Annotated in this window: 14 protein-coding genes; 10 read left to right on the top strand and 4 right to left on the bottom strand. The window is 48.1% G+C overall.

The genetic code is table 11. The features are described from left to right. Positions 1 to 851: 851 nt before the first annotated feature. Positions 852 to 5,570, top strand: a complete 4,719-nt coding sequence (locus tag ABDB91_RS15835) for an S-layer homology domain-containing protein (RefSeq protein WP_347488655.1) — start codon at positions 852 to 854, stop codon at positions 5,568 to 5,570. Between the two features lie 175 nt (positions 5,571 to 5,745). Here ABDB91_RS15835 and ABDB91_RS15830 read toward each other — a convergent pair whose 3' ends face one another. Then, on the bottom strand, positions 5,746 to 5,994 hold the full coding sequence (locus tag ABDB91_RS15830) for a PD-(D/E)XK nuclease family transposase (protein WP_347488654.1): 249 nt from the start codon (positions 5,992 to 5,994) through the stop codon (positions 5,746 to 5,748). 98 nt (positions 5,995 to 6,092) lie between these two features. Between ABDB91_RS15830 and ABDB91_RS15825 the strand changes: the two genes are divergently transcribed. Both ABDB91_RS15825 and ABDB91_RS15820 read left to right on the top strand, forming a co-directional pair. Further along, entirely contained in the window at positions 6,093 to 7,172 is a 1,080-nt protein-coding gene (locus ABDB91_RS15825; protein WP_347488653.1) for an NADH:flavin oxidoreductase, read from the top strand. A gap of 592 nt (positions 7,173 to 7,764) precedes the next feature. Beyond that, entirely contained in the window at positions 7,765 to 8,436 is a 672-nt protein-coding gene (locus ABDB91_RS15820) for a Crp/Fnr family transcriptional regulator (RefSeq protein ID WP_347488652.1), read from the top strand. A gap of 1 nt (position 8,437) precedes the next feature. Here the strand turns inward: ABDB91_RS15820 and ABDB91_RS15815 are convergent, their stop codons facing one another. Then, complete coding sequence (locus ABDB91_RS15815) at positions 8,438 to 9,079, bottom strand: LysE family translocator (protein ID WP_347488651.1); 642 nt, start codon at positions 9,077 to 9,079, stop codon at positions 8,438 to 8,440. A 513-nt stretch (positions 9,080 to 9,592) separates the two neighbouring features. Here ABDB91_RS15815 and ABDB91_RS15810 point away from each other — a divergent pair. The 6 genes from ABDB91_RS15810 (at position 9,593) to ABDB91_RS15785 (ending at position 18,121) form a co-directional block, all read left to right on the top strand. Then, positions 9,593 to 11,191, top strand: a complete 1,599-nt coding sequence (locus ABDB91_RS15810; protein ID WP_347488650.1) for an ATP-binding protein — start codon at positions 9,593 to 9,595, stop codon at positions 11,189 to 11,191. A gap of 52 nt (positions 11,192 to 11,243) precedes the next feature. Further along, positions 11,244 to 12,701, top strand: a complete 1,458-nt coding sequence (locus tag ABDB91_RS15805) for a sigma-54 dependent transcriptional regulator (protein ID WP_347488649.1) — start codon at positions 11,244 to 11,246, stop codon at positions 12,699 to 12,701. 536 nt (positions 12,702 to 13,237) lie between these two features. Further along, a complete protein-coding gene (locus ABDB91_RS15800; protein ID WP_347488648.1) occupies positions 13,238 to 14,113 on the top strand; it encodes an FAD binding domain-containing protein in 876 nt (291 codons plus the stop codon). A gap of 21 nt (positions 14,114 to 14,134) precedes the next feature. Next, positions 14,135 to 14,614 (top strand): (2Fe-2S)-binding protein, encoded by a 480-nt coding sequence (locus ABDB91_RS15795; RefSeq protein ID WP_347488647.1) that lies wholly within the window; start codon positions 14,135 to 14,137, stop codon positions 14,612 to 14,614. Between the two features lie 13 nt (positions 14,615 to 14,627). After that, positions 14,628 to 16,931, top strand: coding sequence for a molybdopterin cofactor-binding domain-containing protein (locus tag ABDB91_RS15790; RefSeq protein WP_347488646.1), 2,304 nt, complete (start codon positions 14,628 to 14,630; stop codon positions 16,929 to 16,931). A gap of 86 nt (positions 16,932 to 17,017) precedes the next feature. Then, positions 17,018 to 18,121 carry a hypothetical protein gene (locus tag ABDB91_RS15785; RefSeq protein ID WP_347488645.1) on the top strand — a complete coding sequence of 368 codons (1,104 nt, stop codon included), beginning with the start codon at positions 17,018 to 17,020 and terminating at the stop codon, positions 18,119 to 18,121. A 193-nt stretch (positions 18,122 to 18,314) separates the two neighbouring features. Here the strand turns inward: ABDB91_RS15785 and ABDB91_RS15780 are convergent, their stop codons facing one another. Further along, positions 18,315 to 18,818, bottom strand: coding sequence for an HD domain-containing protein (locus ABDB91_RS15780; protein WP_347488644.1), 504 nt, complete (start codon positions 18,816 to 18,818; stop codon positions 18,315 to 18,317). Positions 18,819 to 19,286: 468 nt separating this feature from the next. Between ABDB91_RS15780 and ABDB91_RS15775 the strand changes: the two genes are divergently transcribed. Then, positions 19,287 to 19,982: a Crp/Fnr family transcriptional regulator gene (locus tag ABDB91_RS15775; protein WP_347491627.1), complete on the top strand. Its 696-nt coding sequence runs from the start codon at positions 19,287 to 19,289 to the stop codon at positions 19,980 to 19,982. 105 nt (positions 19,983 to 20,087) lie between these two features. Here ABDB91_RS15775 and ABDB91_RS15770 read toward each other — a convergent pair whose 3' ends face one another. Then, positions 20,088 to 20,795, bottom strand: a complete 708-nt coding sequence (locus ABDB91_RS15770; protein WP_347488643.1) for a spore coat protein — start codon at positions 20,793 to 20,795, stop codon at positions 20,088 to 20,090. Between the last annotated feature and the right edge of the window lie 164 nt (positions 20,796 to 20,959).

Below are 20,959 nucleotides of genomic sequence, written 5' to 3'. Positions count from 1 at the left end.
CGCCGTCAATAACGGCCAAGGCCGCCGGCGGGCGACATGCACCGGGGGGAACGGAACAGCTTTGCCCGTTCCCCCCAATGTTTACAGGGGGAGAGCAAAAATTGAAATACAAAAAAGTTTCCAAGCGTTATTTGGCACTGTTGCTGACGCTGGTCATGCTATTCGCGGCGCTGCCCGGCACGGCCATGGCGGGCGGCGGCATCGCCGGTGTGACGGCGGCCGAAGCGCCTGCGAACGGGGCAACACCGGGAAGCGCCTCGCCGGATGAAAAGGGACCGGCGGCGCCTTTCTTTACCCGTGATCTCAGCCCGGACGTTGTCACCTACAGCGTCGGCGCCGCGGCGGACGCCCTCACGGTGCGGGCCGCCACATACGCGGCGGACGGGGGCGCGATCACTTACCAGTGGTACAGCAACACCACCAACAGCGTCGACGGCGGAACGCCGATCGCGGAGGCCGCGGCCGCCAGCTACACGCCGCCCACGACGGCGGCGGGCACGGTCTACTATTACGCCATCGTCACTAACACCCTCGAAACCGGCACGGCCACGGCGGCCAGCAGCATTGCCGGCGTAATGGTGACCGAAGCGCCGGCGGGCGGGGCAACGCCGGAAGAGGCTCCAGCGGCGGAGAAAGCGCCGGCGGCGCTCTTCTTCACGCAGGATCTCAGTCCGGACGTTGTTACCTACAGCGTCGGCGCTGCGGCGGACGCCCTCACGGTGCGGGTCGCCACATACGCGGCGGACGGGGGTGCGATCACCTACCAGTGGTACAGCAACACCACCAACAGTGTCGACGGCGGAACGCCCATCGCGGCGGCCGCGGCCGCCAGCTATACCCCGTCCACGACGGTGGCGGGCGCGGTTTACTATTATGCCATCGCCACCCACACCCTCGAAACCGGCACGGCCGCGGCGGCCAGCAATATTGCCGGCGTGACGGTGACCGAAGATGTATACAATTATATTTCAAATTTGAGAATCTATGCAACTCAGAGCGGCATCGTTTCCCCCGATGTGCCTAATTTTACTTTTAGCCCGCATACCACCGATTACCGCATAAACGTGACCGACGGGCAAAGCCTTTACAAGATTGATATAACCTGGGGGAACAATTTGCCGGAAAACGTGTATGTGAAAATAATGAAGTCGGGCTCGCAAGTAAAAGAAGCGGCGGCAAGTGACGCAAAGCATGGCGTCACTTCTATCAGTCCGGCTACTCTTTTTACTGGGTGTAAGCTTGATTCCGCATCGCCGCTGCAATTTTCCATTGTCATTGGTATCAAAGACGGCGGAACATACAAGCAAACAGATACCTATGACTTCACCGTCCGGCGTGAGGAAGCCCTTAAATCGCTGTTGATCACCGACGCAACCGATGCCGATATTAAGTACGACACCACGCCAAGCTGGACGGTAAGTGTCCCCGAAACGAAAAACATTCACACCCGCCAATATACTGCGGTTGTGCCGGAGGGAACCGAGGCGCTGAAGATTACCGCCCTTCCAAGAACCCTTAAGGACACGGCGGTGTATATCGGGGATCGGAAGGTGGACGACCCTGCCCAGCCGCACCGGATTACCCTTGGCGACTTTAACGTGGTTGACAATAAAATTACCATTCCCATCAACCTCCGCTATGAGGGCTCCGGCGCCGGCGCGGACACGGAGTATACGCTGACGGTCAGCTTGTTTGATCATTCTCCCGTTATCACCGGACAACCGGCGAATGTCAACTGTGAAAAAGATGAGGATGCCGAACTGTCTGTGCAAGTCCAAACACCCGAGTCCGGAACATTGAGCTATCAGTGGAGACGGTACACTTCAAACGCAAATCCTGTTTTCATAAACGGCGCAACGGAAGCCGCCTATTCTGTTCCTACGAGCTACGCCAGCACGTATGATTATGACTGCATCGTGAAAAACACGGTAAACGGAGTCGAGTATCAAACGATTACCGACAGGGCGCGGGCGACGGTCAATCTGACCTATATATCTCCAATCGTATTTCTTTTGCAGCCGGGACACGGAGATTACAAGAAAAGCTATTTTTGCAATGAGAAGCCGGAATCAGTTAGATTTGCTGTATACGCGCCTGACGAAGGGGTTTCTACAGTAAATAATGTATCCTATGCATTGTTCTATAATACAACCGCAAGCACAGAGAACGGTGTTTTGGTAAACGATTACCCTGATACTAGCGGGCCGTACAATGTTGGGGATATACATGGATTTAAACGTATTTTCGAATCATTCGCCCAAGAGGAACCCGGGACGTATTATTACTATGTCGTTGCCAAAGCATACGCCGCTGGATGCGAGCCGGTTGAGACGGTAAGCGATTTTTTGGAGATAACCTTTTCTGAAATGGGCGACCTCGTGCCGCTGGCCGGTTCGGGAAAATCCTCCGATCCGTATTTGATTACGTCCGTTGCCGATCTGGAGGCCATCCGGGCACTCATAAAGGACGGCTACTATCTTGAAGGACAGCATTTCAAGCTGACCGCGGATATTACTCTGCCCGTTGGCTGGGAGCCTCTCGGTGAGATAATCGACCCGACTATTACGCAAACAATAGAAGGCAAAACCTATCTAAACCCTCAAAACGGTAAAAATGTGGCGCCGTTCAGCGGCAGGCTGGATGGCGACGGACACACCATTACCGTGCCGGAAAACGGACTGCCGCTTTTTAATTATGTCCGCAGCGCCACGGTGAAAAATTTGAATATCTACGGCGTTAAGATTGCCGGCGCCGGTCTTGTGGACAAATTATTTGTCGACTATGGCACGGACGGCGAATATGCGGTGGGCGACCCGGCTATGATCACCCTGGACAAGGTTACCCTGCAATCCGGCAGCAGTACGCTGCGGTCCGGATTGCTGCAGGGCTCCGGTTCAAGTGTAAATGATATTAGCATTACCAATTGCACGGTAGAGGAAGATGTAATCGTTGGCTACGATCGCAACTCTAAGGCTATTGGCTCTTTTGTCGGGGAACTTAACGGCGTGATAAAATCCAGCGCCAGTTACGCAAACGTTTACGGAGCAGATTATGTGGGCGGTCTGGTGGGTGCAAAAGGTCAGTCGATGGGCGACTGTATGATATACAACTCGTTATTCCAGGGCAACGTACACGCCTCCGGAAGGTTCGCGGGCGGCATACTCAGTATGGGGTATGGGGGGTGTGCTAACCCAGTCCCCGTCACGATTCGGAACTGCCTGGTAATCGGCAGCATTTCGGGCGGCAACGCCGTGGGCGGCGTGTTCGGCGGCGAAAGCGGCTTGGTCTGCGCTTGGAACGAAAGTTGGATTACCGATAACGCGTTCATCGGACAAGTCAGCGCGGACAAGGAGAGCACCATTGCCGGCGCCAGCGGCAAATTTGCCGGTGGTATCGTGGGCTTCCTGCGCAGTGTCGATAAGGCGCAACATATTTCCAACAACTATTTTCATGACACCGGCGGCAGTGAGAAAAACGGCATTGGGTATATCGGCACCATTATTTACACCGACCACAGCGAATATGGCGAGCAGTGGGGAATAGCGGACGAATTCGTTATTAACGATGTCTGCAAGCCCATGAGCGCAGCGCAATTTGCTGACGGTACGGTTGTCAAGCTCCTGAACGGCTCTGAGACAAGTTACAGGAATTGGTGCCAGGGCGAAAAATACCCGTATTTGAGCAGCGAGCCAATTGTCCATAGCTTGGAACTCTCCGGCGAGTACAAGACCCAGTACTACATTGACGAACCTCTCGACCTGTCCGGTATTGACATTACGGCGCACTGGTCGGACGGCGCCGAAACCAAGCCGGCGTTGAGCGACGTTAAAGTGTCCGGCTATGACAGTTCAACCCGCGGGGTAAAGACGGTGACGCTTGCCTACGGCGCGGCGACGGCGGAATTGACAGTAACTGTTTTGATCCGCCCGGGTCCGGACCCGGATCAGAATACCATCAAGGTCTATTTGACACTATTGGGCGCCGACGCGCGCGGCAAAGATTATACGGGCACTCCGCAAACCTTGAAGAACAACAACCTGAAAACCTGGATTCCGCGGACCGCGTACGAGGTTGACTTGAACGCGACGGTTTGGGACGTTTTAAAAACCGCTCTTGACGAGAAAGGTTGGAGATACTCAAACCCGAACGGCAACTATGTGGAATCAATAACCAAGGACGGCGTGACGCTTGCGGAACTCACCAATGGAGGACTTTCGGGCTGGATGTATACCCTCAACGGTACGCATCCGTCACTCGGTGTCGCGGAACAGTTCCTGGAAAATGAAGATAGAATTGTGTTCCATTACACCGACGACTATACCCAGGAAGAAGGCACCGAGAAGTGGGGCGGCGGCACCCCGACGGCCGCATCGGATTCCGCCGCTTTAGCTCCGAAGGTTACGGCGAAGAACGGCGTTGCGTCGGCAACCGTCTCGGCGGCCGATATGGCGTCCGCGATTGCCGCGGCCAAGAAAAACGGCGGCGCTTCCATTCTGATTGCCCCGGAGATCGCGGGAACGGCAAGCAAGATCAGCGTGAACATGCCCAGGGAATCCCTGGCCTCCATTGCTACGGAGACGGACGCCAATCTGGTAGTGAAGACCGCCGTCGGCAGCCTCACCATCCCCAACAGCGCTCTGGCCTCCATCGCCTCCCAAGCTAAAGGAAGCGCGGTCACGGTGAGTCTGGCGCGTGTGGACAACTCCTCCCTGACAGCGAAGCAGCAAGAGGCGGCGGGAGATAACCCGGTCTATGACCTCAATGTCACGAGCGGAGGAACGAACATCTCCGGATTCGGAGGAAAGAGCATCACCGTCTCCCTCCCCTATACCCTGCAAGAGGGAGAAGACCCGGCAGGAGTCACCGTCTGGTACCTGAACGATGCTGGAGAGCTGGAGCAGATAGCTTGCACTTACGACCCGGGAACCGGGATGGCCATCTTCACCACGGACCACCTGTCCTGCTACGTGGTGGGCTATGCCGAGGCAGCGCGGGAAGCTGTAACGCCGGCCTGGGCCAACCCCTTCACCGACGTGAAGCCGGCCGACTGGTTCTATAACAGCGTGGCTTTTGCTGTGCGGAACGACTTGTTCAGCGGCACAAGCGCCACGGCTTTCAGCCCCAATGAACCGATGACCCGGGCCATGCTGGTGACCGTTCTGTACCGCCTGGAAGGCGAGCCTGCCGTCACGGGCAGCAACAGCTTCACCGACGCAAGGAGCGGCCAGTGGTACACCGACGCCGTTATCTGGGCCAATGCCGAAGGCATCGTGACCGGCTACGGCGGCGGGCTGTTCGGACCGAACGACAGCGTTACCCGCCAGCAAATGGCGGCGATTCTGCATAACTACGCCAGGCATAAAGGCTATGATGTGACAGCCACAACTGATCTGGCGGCTTTTAACGACGCTGCCAAGGTTAGCGACTGGGCGCGGGAGGCCGTGCAATGGGCCAACGCCGCGGGCCTGATTACGGGCCGCACGGCGACCGGCCTTGCGCCGGACGGTACCGCCACAAGGGCCGAGGTGGCCTCTATCCTCATGCGCTTCTGTGAGGACGTTGCCGGATAGACGCAAGACCCTTGAAACAGTCCGGCAGATCACTTCCGTGCCCCTGCGCCGCGCCGCGCCGGTGCGCGGGCCGGACCGCGACACACGACGTAAAACAGGTCCCGCTCAAAGCGGGACCTGTTTTACGTTTCTCCAAAAACTTCCTAAAAGGAACATTCCCTCACTTGTTAATTATTTAACCAACTAAATGAATTTTGATTCTGGAGACAGCATCCAGTCTGGCCTTTTCCCGTGCATAGGCCTTTTGCCGCAACCTTTCATCGGCGCTTATTTCTTCCAGCATATCTATGGCCATAGCTAATTCCTCCTTACGGCCCATTAATTTTTGGAGTAAATCTTTGCCGTCCGATTTATGGGCGTTTTTCATAAAGGTCAGCCAATATTCCGCCGCGTTCATCTCTCCCGGAGGCGCTATTTCTAGCATATCGAATAATCCTGTACTCAATCAATAGTGGAATAAAATCCGAAATTGAATTATTCTTATACTATGTAAAAAAAGTTCGAGGAGGTCTTAAATTATTAATGAGTATAATGTTTGAACAAACAGCTATTGGCAGTATGGTATTGTCTAATCGCTTTGTCCGCTCGGCAACCTGGGAAGGTATGGCCGCCGATGATGGATCCGTTACCCCCAAGCTGATTGATACAATGGTTGAGCTTGCCGGAGGCGGCGTGGGCTTAATTATTACAAGCCATAGCTATGTCCGGCCGGAGGGAAAGGCGGGTCCTTTTCAGCTTGGCGTGTACAAGGACGAACTCATACCCGGACTGCGGGAAATGACCAAAGCTGTTCACGATTACGGCGCCAAGATTGTTATGCAGATTTCCCATGCCGGTAGATTTGCGGCAAAAAAACTAACCGGTCAAACACCGTTGGTCGTTTCAGAAGAACCGGGTAAAGGATACCATGAAATAACCGATCGGGATATATGTGATTTAGTGATTGCTTTTGCTGATGGGGCAGGTAGGGCTAAGGCGGCCGGCTTTGATGGGGTTCAAATACATTCAGCTCACGGCTACCTGCTCAGCCAGTTCCTATCACCGGTATTTAACCGACGCCGGGATGCCTACGGAGGAGATATCAAAAACAGATCCAGCGTTCTTGTTAGAGTTTACCAGGCAGTTAGAGAAGCCGTGGGTGAAGATTTCCCGATATTGATTAAGCTGAACTGCAGTGACTTTAATGAGAGCGGGTTAACATGCGAAGAATCCCTTCAGGTTGGCCGGATACTGGCCGATGAAGGACTGGATGCCATCGAATTAAGCGGCGGACTGCTTATAGATAAAAAACTTTCCCCCAGCCGCACCGGCATAAAAACAGAGGAAGATGAGGCCTATTTCAAAGAAGAGGCCCGTCGTTTCAAAAATTCCATCTCTATTCCGCTAATACTGGTGGGCGGTATGCGTTCCTTTTCGATAGCCCAGCGCCTGGTTGAAGAGGGAGTAACAGATTATATTTCCATGAGCCGCCCGTTAATCAGGGAGCCTAATTTGATTGACCGCTGGAAATCCGGAGATCGTCGCAAAGCGGAATGCATATCGGATAATAGTTGTTTTATAGCTGCGGCATCAGGTAATGGGGTATCCTGTAAAATCAAATAAAGATAAAGCTAAGATCACAGGTATTTCAACTTCATAGCAACCTCTCATGGAATATACCTCTTAATGCCTCTTAAAGCGTGGTATACCATCTTTTCAAGGGGTCTCTCATCCGGTAACTATTTCCCCGTAAGTTAAATACAAGCACAGCAGCAGCCGATTTAAAATGGCTGCTGCTGTGCTTGTATTAGTAAAAAAGGTTGCCCATGCGGCAAAATTAAGATACATATACATATTGAAATCCCAACCCCAGAGCCTGGATCGGCGTTATAGACAGTGTCGGGCGGGCGATGCCGTGAAAGGACCAGCATTTATAAGTATTAGTTATAAACAGAATTATAAATAAAAATTGGTCAAAAAAAATTATACATAATATAATTTTTATAATATGACTTATCGGTTGGTTTGTCTTAATGAAGATGTTGCTATTAAAGAGTTAATGTACAGTTGATATTAAATTATTATCAGCTATAAAGAAGTGTTCTATTGTTTTGAAGAAATGTTCATAATAATTATTTTAAGTTATTATAACTATTCCTGACGATTTAAAATATATTTTGTTTTATATGCAGTTTTATATAATGGAGGAGTAATTATGAGTAATAGTATACCAAGGTCAAATCTGGTACTAAACGACATGGAGAAGATGATCATTAGGAAAGCCGGCATAACAGTACATTATCCGGGAAAACATACGGTATTTGCCGTTGGTGATATTTCTGATCGGGTATATCTAATTGAGAACGGATGGGTAAATATATACAGGATTTCCACAGAAGGCAGGAAGGTTTCAGTAGGCAGTATTCGTAATCCAGGGGAATTGATGGGCTTGTCTGAAACAATATTGGGCATAAACCGGACTTGTTTTGCCTGCACCATTGGTAACGTATCCATGGTAATGATGAGTAAGCAAACTTTTGAGCAACTAATGGAAGAACACAGCTTTTTATCCATTAAAGTGGCTAAATTACTTGGTGCCAGGATGCGTGAGGCTGAGGGCATCAATTACGAATTGGTCTGCAGGCAAGCTCCCGGTAGATTAGCCCTAATGCTAATGCGGATGGGTGAGCGAATGGGTAAGCAGACCAATAATGGAACCTGCTTAAATTTAAACATAACACACGAAGAAATAGCCAATATGGTAGGAACGTCACGGCAGACGGTTACTTCGTTGTTGAACACTTTTAAACAAGAGAAAAGCGTCATCTTTGAAGGCAGAGCGATACGGGTTATTTTTCCTGATAAACTGGCCAAATGGGTTGTATAAATTAGCTTGGTATCTCTTGATCATGGCCTGAAAAAGCGGAAACCAGGCCCAGTGCCAGATAGATGCCACCGGAAACGTATCGTTGCCTTTTTTGTAAGGCGCCTCGCTGCTTCAGCCAATTTCCGGCTGTGCTGGACAACAATGCATAGATACTGTCAGTGAGAATTCCCAGTCCAACAAGTGTTAACCCGAGAAGGAGTGTTTGTTCCCAGATAAATCCCCTTGATGTATTTACGAACTGAGGAAGAAATGCAAGAAAAAAAAGTGCTGTTTTAGGGTTCAAAACCGCTACAAATGTTCCTTCGAAGAATATATGTGACAGTTTTTTACGTTGGGTTACGGCTGAAGTGTAATTATCGTCGCTAAATAGGCGTCTTATACCGAGATAAATTAAGTAAGCGGCGCCTATATATTTTACTGTGCTGAAGGCAACATGCGATGAACCCAGAATAGCTGACAATCCAAAAGTGGCGCCTATTGCCAGAACCCCACTCCCGAGTGCATTGCCAAGTACTGATACGAGACCCGCCACACGCCCCTGGTCAATACTGCGTGTCGTTATATAGAGAACGGAAGGGCCGGGAATCAGAAGCAGCAAAAGGGCTGCTATAACAAATAGTCTGTAGCTATCGGGATCCAGCATAATTGACCTCCTGGTTTTAGCTTTATTATAAATTATACACTATATATACTATCTTTCGGCCGGAGTTTAAGAATGTTTAATAAAATGCTAAACATTTTAACAAAGTATACTTCGGATCTAAGATGCTGTGCCGCGCTTTTTAGCTGCCGCGGCATATAAATTTAATTTGGAAGGCCCGTAAAAATTACGGGCTTTTATTGTCTTCGGCAATTTGCCGCGATAGTGTCAATCCTTACCAGCATTTCCCCGGCTAATGCAGTAATTGTAATTCTAATATTATGTGGTATAAACGCCATTTTTTTTTGTAAAAATTTTGACAAAAAAAAGAGGAACACCAAACCTGATCGGGAATATCGAAGGTATTGAAAAGCTCAAAGAAGTAATCAGCTTGTTCTAACCATGAAAGCCAAGATGAAGCACAAGAGCAACTTACCGGGTGCGGGTTATAATATTAAGTTAGACATTGGGTGAGCGGAGTGCAAAAAAACGGATGCTTAGGTGGGGGGTGAAAATATGGCTAAGAGATATAGGGCCAAAATTGTCGATGAGTTGACCAAGCAGAATAACCGCATGGCGATCATTCAACAGATAGCCAAAAGTATTAACGTAGAAATGACCTATGAAGAGATCATCAACGAAGTGGCTGCCCCTCTGAGTGGTGTGTTGTCATATGATTTACTCAGTTTTATATTGATGGAAAAGGGGCAGTTGATTGTTAAGGCAAGTATTCCCAAGGAACCGGAAATTCTTAAAATGGGCTTTGTGTATCACCAGGGTTATAGCACGGCGGTCTGGAAGGCTTTTAACGATAAAGTGGGCTATATAAGACAAGATATTTGGCATGATTCCCAAAAGTACCAGGACGATGAGTATTTGCAAAAGATTGGTATTAATTCAGCAATTATAGCGCCGCTTCTGATAAACAACGAGGTTATAGGCACTGTAAATTTCGGCAGTAAAAAGAGTTATGCTTATTCGGAGCAAGACTTTATTTTCGTGCAGCAGCTTGCCGACCAGCTTGCGGTTTGTATCAATAACGCTCGTTTGTTCGAGAAGGTTTTTAGAAGTAAAAGAGAATGGGAGGAAACGTTCAAAGCGGTTCCTGATAAGCTGTTCTTGATTGACCGTTCGTTTAATGTGCTGAGATGCAATAAATATGAAGATTCTCTAATGGATCAAAACGGCATAGGAAATAAATGCTACCAGCTTATAGACTGTTGCGGTTCCGAACGGCAGCTTTGCCCTGCCAGCGAAGCATTTAGAACCGGCATGCCTACCGTCCGGGAGATAACCCACCCTTTGACCGGATCTATTTTTAATCATTCAGCTTATCCTGTTTATAACGAAAACAACGAGCTTTACGCCATGGTTGTTTATTTGAATGACGTAACAGTTAAAAAAAATATGGAGGCCCAGCTTGTCCAGTCGGCCAAGCTTGCGGCCATAGGTGAGATGGCGGCGGGAGTGGCGCATGAATTAAACAGTCCGCTTACAGCCATTATCGGTAACGCCGGTTTGATATTGAGAAGAACCGCCTGCGATGATGACCATTATAGACTTTTGGAGGATATTAGAAACTGCGGCCAGAGAAGCATGCGGGTAATTCAAAATCTTTTAACTTTCGCCCGGCAGGATAGTTATTCATTTGAGCCGGTTTCGGTAAATGACATTGTTGAAAACAGCCTTTATCTCATTTCCTACCAGATTAAAAACAATACAATGACCATTGTGAAAAAAACAAGTAACAATATCCCCATGATTATGGGTAACAAGCAGCAACTGGAACAAATAATCATTAATTTTTTGCTTAATGCCCGTGATGCCCTGGAAGGTATGGGTGAGGGGAAAATTGAGATCTGTACGGAAGTAATTGAGGATCCGGAGACAGAAAGCCCGGCTATAGTGATAAAGGTGATTGATAATGGGCGGGGGATAGCTCCCGATATTCAAAGCGATATTTTTACCCCCTTTTTTACTACAAAGGATAAAACCCGAGGAACCGGGTTGGGACTTTCGGTCAGTCTGGGCATAGCCCAAACCCATAACGGCAGAATAGATGTTATCAGTGAACCGGGTTCAGGGAGTACATTTACCTTAATCCTGCCTGTATAGAATCAAACCCGGAGTGTTAAAAAGCGCAACCGGCACGGGGGAGAGAAAAACCTTGAAAAAACCAGCAATTCTGATTATTGACGACGAAGTTGAAGTTGGAACCTTTTTGGAATACTATTTTAGAGTAGAAAGAGGCTATCCGGTAGATGTCGCAAACTCTGGCGGGGAGGCCAAGGTGCTGCTGAAGGAGAAGAAATTCGACTTAGCCATGGTTGACTTAAAGCTGCCTGATACGGATGGAATCACATTGCTAAAGATGATAAAAGAAATCAATCCGGTTTGTGAAGTCATCATAATGACCGGTTACAGCACGGTAAGGACAGCGGTGGAGGCAATGAAGCTATGCGCCCTCGATTATATCGACAAGCCATTTAAAGACTTGGATGAACTGGATAAAATAATCGACTACGCTGTGAACCGGATATTAAATAAGAAGAATATTGCCGGTGAGGAAATTGAAGACTTTTCCTCGAAATACGGCATTATTACGTCAGAGGACAGCCCGTTTAAGGATTTACTGCTTTTGTGCAAAAAAGTGGCCCCCAGAAAATTATCAATTTTGATTGAGGGTGAAACGGGAACGGGAAAAGAAGTCGTGGCCAGGTTTATTCATGCCAACAGTACCCGTGCTGATTTCCCGTTTTTCGGTATTAATTGCGGCGCCTTAACTGAGACCTTGCTGGAAAGTGAACTATTCGGACATGAAAAGGGAGCTTTTACAGGCTCACAGGGATTAAGACACGGAATATTCGAGCTGGCCGACAAGGGAACGCTCTTCTTGGATGAGATAGGCGAAGCTACTCCGTCGATACAGGTGAAACTGCTTAGGGTTCTGGAAATCGGTGAATTTTTCAGGGTGGGGTCTGAAACGGCGATTAAGTCTGACGTACGCGTAATTGCCGCCACCAACAAAAACTTGCACGAAGCCGTGGGACACAAACTGTTTAGACAAGACCTGCTTTACCGGCTTGACTGTGTGTGTATAAACATACCTCCCCTGCGGGAGAGAAGGATGGATATAATACCTTTAGTCAACTATTTTATCGAAAAAAATCTTCCGGGGGAGGACGTACGGAGAGATGTGGAATTCAGTCCGGAGGCCCGGGAATTGTTGTTTAACTATAACTGGCCGGGAAATGTCAGAGAACTTTCCAATGTGGTGGCAAGGGCGATGGCGATTAGGGAGAGTTCGAGCATGGGGCCTGAATGCCTGCCCAATAGTATTTCTTTCCAAAACAGCAAAAGATTTTTGGAACAGACCGGAAATTCATCTCAGAACCTGGAGGTAACGATTCATGAGCTGTCACAAAGGGCCCGGAAGGTAATTCCGGACAATGAAAGTATAGATATAAAAGAGATTTCAAAACTGTTAAGAAGAGAAGTAGACAGCATTATCAAGGATATAGCCGAGAGAGTGTTTGAAGAAACGGGCTATAACAGATCGGAGACTGCCAGACGATTGAATGTAAATCTAAGGGGCTTGAGGTACCTGCTTAACGAGAAAAAGTGAACTCGTTCAGTTAAAGCTGGACATCGGGGTTTCAGACGGGGGGATTCTGCCCCACCTGAAGTAAAAATAAAGGGGCTGTTGCACAACGGGCTAAATAGTTCATAGTGCGGCAGCTTTTTGTAAGATACCGGATTATTATCGGAATAATTGGCTGAATCCAGGAAAGGGAGCGTCGCTCACTACTCCAAGAAAGTAGTTTTGCGACACTCCCTTTATCTTTGATAGAAGAACCTTTTGAAACAACACAAGGAATTTTTTGTTGGGCCGCCGATTTGTTGGCGGTCTGACAATTTTTTCGGCTGAATATAGCCCGGCAAATTTCAATTTAAATTATGTAAGCTTTGAAAAGTCAGATAAATTGGCGGCTGTCGAGATAAGAACCGGCATCGCGGAACAATATTCTTTCTGGCATATTAGTTGCAAAAAGATTAAATGGTTTTGTGACCGACCTGCCCAAATAACTGATTGAGGAAAAAGATATTGACCTTTGTCTTCTGAATGGCAATGCTCAAAATTTTTCAAAAGGAGGTTAATTTATGCTGAAGGATTACCTATTTCCGGAAACTGTTAGTGAGGCCGTTTCCATCTTAAACAACAAAGAGGGACAGGCGAGAATCATTGCAGGCGGCACCGATCTTCTGTTGGATATTCCCGCCGGCAAAATTAAAACAAGCAATCTTGTTGATATCAGCCGTATCTCCGAACTTAGTGCAATCACCCTGGAGGAGGGTATGATCTCTATTGGGGCGGCGGTAACCCACAACCGGGCCGCGGAGTCGGAGCTCATTCGGGAAAAAGCGGCCGCTCTGGCGCAGGCTGCAAGCTGTGTCGGTTCTTATCAAATAAGAAATTCAGCTACCGTAATCGGTAATGTCTGTAACGCTCAACCCGCCGCCGATACTGCCGTGGCTCTGGTAGCGCTCGGGGCCGTTGCGGAAATAGCCGCTTCCGGTGGCACGGAATCTGTTCCGGTGGAAAAAATGTATGCCGGGGTCGGAAGGTCTACTGTTGACAGCTCCAGGCAATTGGTTACCAAGGTGAGCTTTCCGGCAGCCCAAAAAGGCCAGGGAACGGCCTTTGTACGACTGCAGCAGCGTAAGGCGCTGGCCTTGCCTATGCTGAACGTAGCGGCTATGGTAGCGCTGGAGGACGGTAAGTTCGCGTGGGCCCGCATTTCTATGGCGCCGGTCGGCCCCGGACCTGTGCGGGCGTTAAACGCGGAGCAGATTTTAAATGGGGCCGAGGTCACTCCGGAAGTGATTGAAAAAGCTGCGCAAGCGGCGTTGGAACAGGCTAATCCGAGAAGCAGCGCGCTAAGGGGTTCTAAAGAATACCGCACAAGCGTGCTCCCAACGCTGATCAGGAGAGCCCTGGAACAGGCTGTCGCCAATGCCGGAGGCTCAATTAATTAAATTTTAAAAAGGAGGTCTATCATGAGCTCGAAGATCCTTAAATTTACACTGAACGGGGAACCGACGGAAATAGCTGTTGCTCCCGATGATATGCTTCTTGACGTTTTAAGGGACAGGTTTGATCTGACCGGGACAAAAAAAGGCTGCGGCGCGGGAGAGTGCGGCGCCTGCACAGTGATTATTAACGGTGAGGCTGTGAACTCCTGCATGGTGCCGGCCATGAAAGCCATGGGCGCCAATGTCGAAACTATCGAGGGAGTTGGTACTCCTGATAAATTCCATCCGCTGCAGGAGGCCTTTATGGATTTGGGGGCTATCCAGTGCGGCTTTTGCACGCCGGGCATGATTATGTCCTCAAAGGCTTTGTTGGACAAAACGACGAGCCCTACCAGAAAAGAAGTTAAAAAAGCTATTGCCGGCAACATCTGCCGCTGCACAGGTTACGTTAAGATTGAGAAAGCGGTGCTGTCGGCCGCAGAAAAGATGAGAGAAAATAAATAAAGGAGGGGACAGCATGAAAGAACATAATGTCGTTGGCCATAGTGTCAGGAGGCTGGACGCGGTAGCAAAGGCTACCGGTACGGCTACGTTTACTACCGATTTGAAAATGCCGGGCATGTTATACGGCAAAGTGCTGCGCAGCCCGCACGCACATGCCAGGATAGTTAACATTGACACAACTGAGGCTGAAAAGCTGCCGGGTGTAAAGGCTGTTGCGACTTATAAAAACACCCCCAGGGAGTTGTTTAACACATCTGCTACAATGACCTTTACACAACCTCCACAACGGCCTGTACTAGATCAGTATATTTTTGACAACGTTGTGCGCTATGTAGGTGACGAGGTTGCAGCTGTCGCCGCGACCAGCGAGAAGATTGCCGAAGAGGCTTTGAAGTTAATCAAAGTTGAATATGAGCTCCTTCCCGCGGTTTTTGACCCGCTGGAGGCGATGAAGCCGGAAGCGCCTGTAATCCACGAGTCCGACAAAAAAAATGTGCCCGGTGAGGTCATAGATATACCGGTCGGCGACGTGGAAAAAGGTTTTGCTGAATCCGATCTGATAATCGAAAAAACGTTCAAAGTCCCGGTGCAGAAACAAGCACAGATGGAAACCCAGGCTGCCGTTGCCCACTTTGGGATGGACGGAAATGTTACGGTTTGGTGCACGACCCAGACGCCGCACCCGGTTAAGCAGATTTTAGCCAAGATATTTAGTCTTCCCGAGAGTAAAGTCAGGGTGCTCAACCCGCCTTACATCGGCGGTGGATTTGGCGTTCGGATCGGCCTCAGCGCTAAAGCCGAGCCAATTGCCGTAGCCTTGTCCATGTTGGCCAGACGGCCGGTTAAAGTAGTATATACCCGGAAGGAAGATTTTATTGCCTCGGATACCAGGCATTCCGGCTATGTCACTTTTAAGCTGGGAGTAAAAAATGACGGCACCTTCCAATCCTTTAAATTGAGTTCGGTTCTCAACGGCGGCGCTTACTGCAGCTTCAGCGTTGAAACCCCCGCCGTGCTTGGCAGTAATGGCATTGCGGTTTACCGTTGTCCCCATATACATTATTTCGGTCACAGTGTCTATACCAACACCACCCCCAGCGGCGCTGTGCGAGGCTTTGGCAATCCCCAGGCGATGTTTGCCATTGAGTCGCTTGTTGATATAGTAGCGGAAAAGTTAGGCATGGATCCGCTTGAACTTCGCCTGAAGAATATTTTACAGGTGGGAGATCCCTATCCGCTTCCCTACAAATTGCGTTCAACCGGTCTGGCCGAGTGTATTAAAAAAGGCGCGCAGAAAATTGGCTGGGAAAGGCGTGGCAAGTTAAACCAGCCGGGCGCTAAAAAGCTGAAGGGAATCGGTGTGGGAATAGGCACACATGGCAGCACCGCCTGGCCGTTTTGCGGGGATTACTCCAATGCTTATGTCACAGTTCAGCAGGACGGTTCGGTTCACGTTGCCTCGGGGGTGGTCGATATGGGTACCGGCACAATCACCACGTTGTCTCAAATGGCTGCTGAAGTAATGGGAGTCGGGCTTGACAAGGTCAACATTACTGTAGCCGATACGGCATCGACCCCCTTCGAGATCGGCAGCCACGCCAGCCGCAGCTGTTACTCGGCGGGCAAAGCAGTGTTCTTGGCTGCAACGGATGTTAGAAAACAGGTGCTTGAATATGCGGGCGAATTATTGAACGTTGCACCGGAGAGGCTGGAGATAAAGGATTCAGTTGTATGCTTTGCCGGGCAGGAGATGGGGGACGATTGTGACGGGCCCGAAAGGAAAAGTATCTCCCTAAAAGAAGTGGCATATCATGCGCACTTGCATAGCAAGGCGTTTATCGGAGTAGGTTCTCCCGATTCTGATAATGCTCCTCCCTGGCATGCTCACTTTGCCGAGGTTGAAGTAGACACTGAATTGGGTCAGGTAAAAGTTTTAAGAGTCGTTGCCGCTCATGATATCGGCAAAGCCATCAATCCAATGATTGTTGAAGGACAAATTGAGGGTGGAGTTCTGATGGGAATCGGTTATGCGACAAGTGAGGAAATAAAGTACAACGAAAAAGGTAAGCAGTTGCATGACGGTTACCACAAGTATATGCTGGCAACCGCGGATGACATACCGGAGATAGATGTGATTATAGTTGAGGCTAATGAACCCTCCGGGCCTTTTGGAGCTAAAGGAGTAGGTGAGACTGGAATGATTCCAACGGCGGGAGCGATTGCTAATGCTGTTTATAATGCCATCGGCGTTCGCATTTGTGAAATACCTCTTACCGAGGAAAGAGTGTACCGGGCTCTGAAAGAAAACATAAAGTAGAGGAAAAAAACGGGTCTGAGCCTGACCGCAGAATGCGGCAGGCTTGTGATCTTATTGAGCAGCATATTGAAAGGATTTTATAAATCATGAATAAGGCCTTGCGAGAAAACTCAATCACATTTTTGGCAGCCATGCTTGTTGCCTGGTTAGTAATGTATCTTGTTCCTTCCAAAATATTTTTTACAATCTATGTACCCTTTTCATTCTGTTGGCTGTTTTGGTTAATGATTCTGACGGTAGTTGGCCGCGGGTGGCCCGGAACGCCGCCGGAAGGTTACTGGAAACCAGGTATGAGTAAAGCTGGGGCTGGTTTACTAATGACAATATTATCAATTGTACCGGCCGCATTGACCACGCTCTTTTTAATCAACATTTGGCCGGCTTTCCCGTTATTCCCGATCGGCTTATATTTCGGGGTCTTACTTTTTACGGTCACCTTATGGTACGCCCTGAACTGGTGCGCCTATCCGATTGCTAATAAATCGGGGGCGGTAAACGTGGTAGTGGGGGCTATTGTCATTTTGGCGATTACTGTCATTCTCTGGTTGACGTTATTTAATTTTCAAGGAACGCCTTGGGCTGATGCAGCTTTTAATCCTAACGGATTGTTAGATGCGGACTTTATGTTGGGACTGCTGATCTGGATTATTGTTTGGATTATGATTTTTGGTATGTCGTTACAAGGATACCCCTTTTATAAGTTAGGCGACCCCCTGGGTAAAATAGTGCTTACTGTTGTGGATTGTATTCTGGGCTATATTTGTTGGACTGTTTCATTAAAGTTTATGAGTCCGAGTTCTTCCTGGGCTATCTTGGGCGGCTCAATTATAGCTATGGTTTTGTTTCAAGCAACAGCTTTCGCGTATTTCCCAAATATCAAACAGATCCAGCCTAAAAGGGGAATTTATAATTTAATAGTTGTTGCTGCCATGGTGGCTATCTGGATTCCGTTGCTCCGGTTTATTATGACACCGGTTTTGGCAAAAGCAAACGCTGCCGGAGTTGCCTGTGACATTTCAAATATGATTATTAACTTACCATTGAACCTACTTTGCATTATATTGATGTTGCACAGTTCTTTTTGGTTTAAAATGCCTTACGCACCCTCCGGCCCGCCAATTGGTCCCGAGGAAATCCCTCCGGAAGGCGAAGTCCTAAAAGAAGAGGTGGTAAACCCAGCCCGGGTATAAGAATGGTGTGGGACATGAAAGTTGGGGGCCGGTAACTATTGCCTTGGGGCGGGCACCTATTATTCCCTGGTTATCTTTTATACTGGCGGGTTGCTTTCTTTAGATGCCATAACTCTGCTGAAATATCCTTATAAGTAGTTAAAAGATGAGTAGGTTCGGAGTCCTGGCACCTTGAATAATTGGTTTAACAATATTATAAATCCGGTTGTATGCTATATAAACTATCCAGGTAACGCGTTCCCGTGATAGTTTTAAAGTATTTTTTTCTTATAACTTTTATTTGCTTTTCTCCGATACTATCTTCAAAAATATTGACAAGAAAATCTGCTTCAATAAGGATTTGAAAATCTACATCGTCTATTTTATCGTATGTATGATGGTTGCCTATTAAATAACTTATTCTGTCGATAAAACCTTTGCTTAAATTAAATTCCTTTAAAATAGCACGTGCTGCGGATGGTCCTTCTAACTGTTGGTATTTCGCCGAAGACGATGAGTATTTTATTTCACTTTCTTTTATCCCAATATCATGTAGAACAGCAGCAGCTTCAAGTATTTTAAGCTTTTCTTTCGGAATGCCCTCAAGTTCTCCTATGCTTTTGGCGAATGCATACACCTTCAATGCATGGTTTATTCGTTTAACATCACCATCAAAATATAATAACATTTTTTTAATGGTCTCACTAATGATATCCATAGAACTATCACACCTTTTCTTTTGCTTTACAAGACCTCTACGGGATCTATGTTGCTATATGCATATTCCTTACTCCCATTTGTAATACTTATATTTATTATGCCGATATGCTTGAATAAAAACGCCTGGCATTCCATAGAAAGGAAATGCCAGGCGTCGTTGCCTTATGCCGGGTCCTTTATGACCTATATGTCTTTCTTTTGTATAAGATTGATTATACACTCCTGGGTGTCTGGTTGCAAATATTAGCTTATTAAATAAAATACCAAAATGTAAAAACAATTATACATTATTTGTGGTTTTGGGTATCGGATAAAATAATTAATATATGTCGCGCAGATGACAGGAATATTGTCGTTCGAATGACCACCTTACTGTCGCAAAAGCGACATTGTTTTTTTGAATTGTCTGATATTTTATAGTAAGTATAAGTATAAGTAATTATTTACATGGGGTGCGATTATGGCTATGCATATGGGCACGATGGATTTTTTCGATAACACCATATCCAAGGTGGAACCGGTATTATCCGATATTGAAAAAATGTTAATTAGAGAGGCCGGATCACTAGTACATTATCCCAAGGATCATGTGATATTTGCGGCTGGGGATATTGCGGATAGGGTGTACCTGCTGGAAAGCGGTTGGGTAAAAATATACAGAATTTCTGTCGACGGCAAACGGGTGACTGTGGGCAGTATACGCAGTCCGGGTGAACTTATGGGATTGGCGGAGGCTTTATTGGGTGTGGATCGTATTTGTTTTGCCGGGGCGATAAATAATGTCACCATGGTGGTACTAACCAAAAAGAAGTTTGAAGAATTAATGGCCCAGTATCCTTTTTTGTCCATAAAAGTGGCTGAATTACTGGCTGTCAGAATGCGGGAGGCTGAGGCTATCATTCATGAAATGGTGTGCTGGCAGGCACCGGGCAGGCTTGCTCACATGCTCATCAAAATGGGGGAGCGGATGGGTGAGCCGACTAAGAATGGCATTAAAATAAATTTGCAGTTGACTCATGAAGAATTGGCCAGTATGGTAGGTACCTCCCGACAAACAGTAACCTCATTTTTAAATACTTTTAAACACGAGAACAGTATTGTTTACGAAGGCAAATCAATACGCATTGTTAACCCCGATAAATTGGCCAAGTGGCTGGCATAACCGGCGCAATTAGAGAGAATGTAAGAACAGCCGACTTACACTTAATCGGTAGGTCGGCTGTTTTTTTTGTAATCCCCCGTACTGTTGCGGATGTTATTGATTGTGCTACTGCTGGGTGTATTGTTGCTGTGCCGGTGAATGAGAAATAAAATTTTGCGGAGTGCTGGGCAATTGATACCAGCCTCGCTGGGACATATAAGTATAGAGCTCGTAGGACATTGCAATACAGTTGCGGGCCATGTCGGTCAGCGCGGTGCGGATGTGGGGCTCCGAGCTTTCCAGGGCGGCCCGTGTAGTGACATCGGCTCCGAGCTTGTGGAATTGCAGCGCTCCCTCGGCGATGGCGCGGTCATTAAAACCGCCGCTTGCAATTCCTTGCGTGCCGGTTTGCATACCCATTTGCATGCCTAAATGGCCCTGCGTAGGGGCGGGCGGCGTTGCCATACCTACCTCCTGATTGCCTATAGTTTGCGTAGAGTAGGGTGCAGTGCCGGTTTGTCCGGTGCCATATTGCGGCGCAGCCCATTGTGTGCCGTATGAAGACGGTGCGGAAGTAGTCGTGGTCATGGTGCCGCCGCCGGTTATAGACATGGTGGTGGGCAACGGGATATTATTAGTGTCCAGTCCGTGACCTTGCATCATTTGGGTCAGTCTTTGGAAACTATCCAGTGCATGTCTTTGCTGGCGATCCAGCACGGAACGCAGCTGCTGATCCTGGCAGCTAATCATGTACAGGTTGTAATGGTCAATCATGCAGGCGTTGCCTCGCAGTACTTCGCTGAGTACCATTGCCTCGCGGGTCCCCGTTTTCATGGAATTCCTCCCTTTGCATAGTTGTTTATGTTATCTTGCTTATTATTAGGTGTTTATCGAAAATTATGCAAGGCAGGGGACTTCAAATGGAAACATTGTATAGCAATTTCAATGAGTTGGCGGTTTGTTGCGATATGAGATTGCTACTTCGCTTTGCTCTTCGC

Source organism: Desulfoscipio sp. XC116, from assembly GCF_039851975.1.
Classification (GTDB): domain Bacteria; phylum Bacillota; class Desulfotomaculia; order Desulfotomaculales; family Desulfallaceae; genus Sporotomaculum.
Note: the sequence above shows the minus strand (reverse complement) of the source record. Positions and strands in the feature narration are given on the sequence as shown.

Excerpts from the sequence above, each read along its gene's own strand:
- ABDB91_RS15830 (WP_347488654.1), bottom strand. The coding sequence starts at position 5,994 with ATGCTAGAAATAGCGCCTCCGGGAGAGATGAACGCGGCGGAATATTGG.
- ABDB91_RS15825 (WP_347488653.1), top strand. The coding sequence starts at position 6,093 with ATGAGTATAATGTTTGAACAAACAGCTATTGGCAGTATGGTATTGTCT.
- ABDB91_RS15820 (WP_347488652.1), top strand. The coding sequence starts at position 7,765 with ATGAGTAATAGTATACCAAGGTCAAATCTGGTACTAAACGACATGGAG.
- ABDB91_RS15815 (WP_347488651.1), bottom strand. The coding sequence starts at position 9,079 with ATGCTGGATCCCGATAGCTACAGACTATTTGTTATAGCAGCCCTTTTG.
- ABDB91_RS15810 (WP_347488650.1), top strand. The coding sequence starts at position 9,593 with ATGGCTAAGAGATATAGGGCCAAAATTGTCGATGAGTTGACCAAGCAG.
- ABDB91_RS15800 (WP_347488648.1), top strand. The coding sequence starts at position 13,238 with ATGCTGAAGGATTACCTATTTCCGGAAACTGTTAGTGAGGCCGTTTCC.
- ABDB91_RS15795 (WP_347488647.1), top strand. The coding sequence starts at position 14,135 with ATGAGCTCGAAGATCCTTAAATTTACACTGAACGGGGAACCGACGGAA.
- ABDB91_RS15790 (WP_347488646.1), top strand. The coding sequence starts at position 14,628 with ATGAAAGAACATAATGTCGTTGGCCATAGTGTCAGGAGGCTGGACGCG.
- ABDB91_RS15785 (WP_347488645.1), top strand. The coding sequence starts at position 17,018 with ATGAATAAGGCCTTGCGAGAAAACTCAATCACATTTTTGGCAGCCATG.
- ABDB91_RS15780 (WP_347488644.1), bottom strand. The coding sequence starts at position 18,818 with ATGGATATCATTAGTGAGACCATTAAAAAAATGTTATTATATTTTGAT.
- ABDB91_RS15775 (WP_347491627.1), top strand. The coding sequence starts at position 19,287 with ATGCATATGGGCACGATGGATTTTTTCGATAACACCATATCCAAGGTG.
- ABDB91_RS15770 (WP_347488643.1), bottom strand. The coding sequence starts at position 20,795 with ATGAAAACGGGGACCCGCGAGGCAATGGTACTCAGCGAAGTACTGCGA.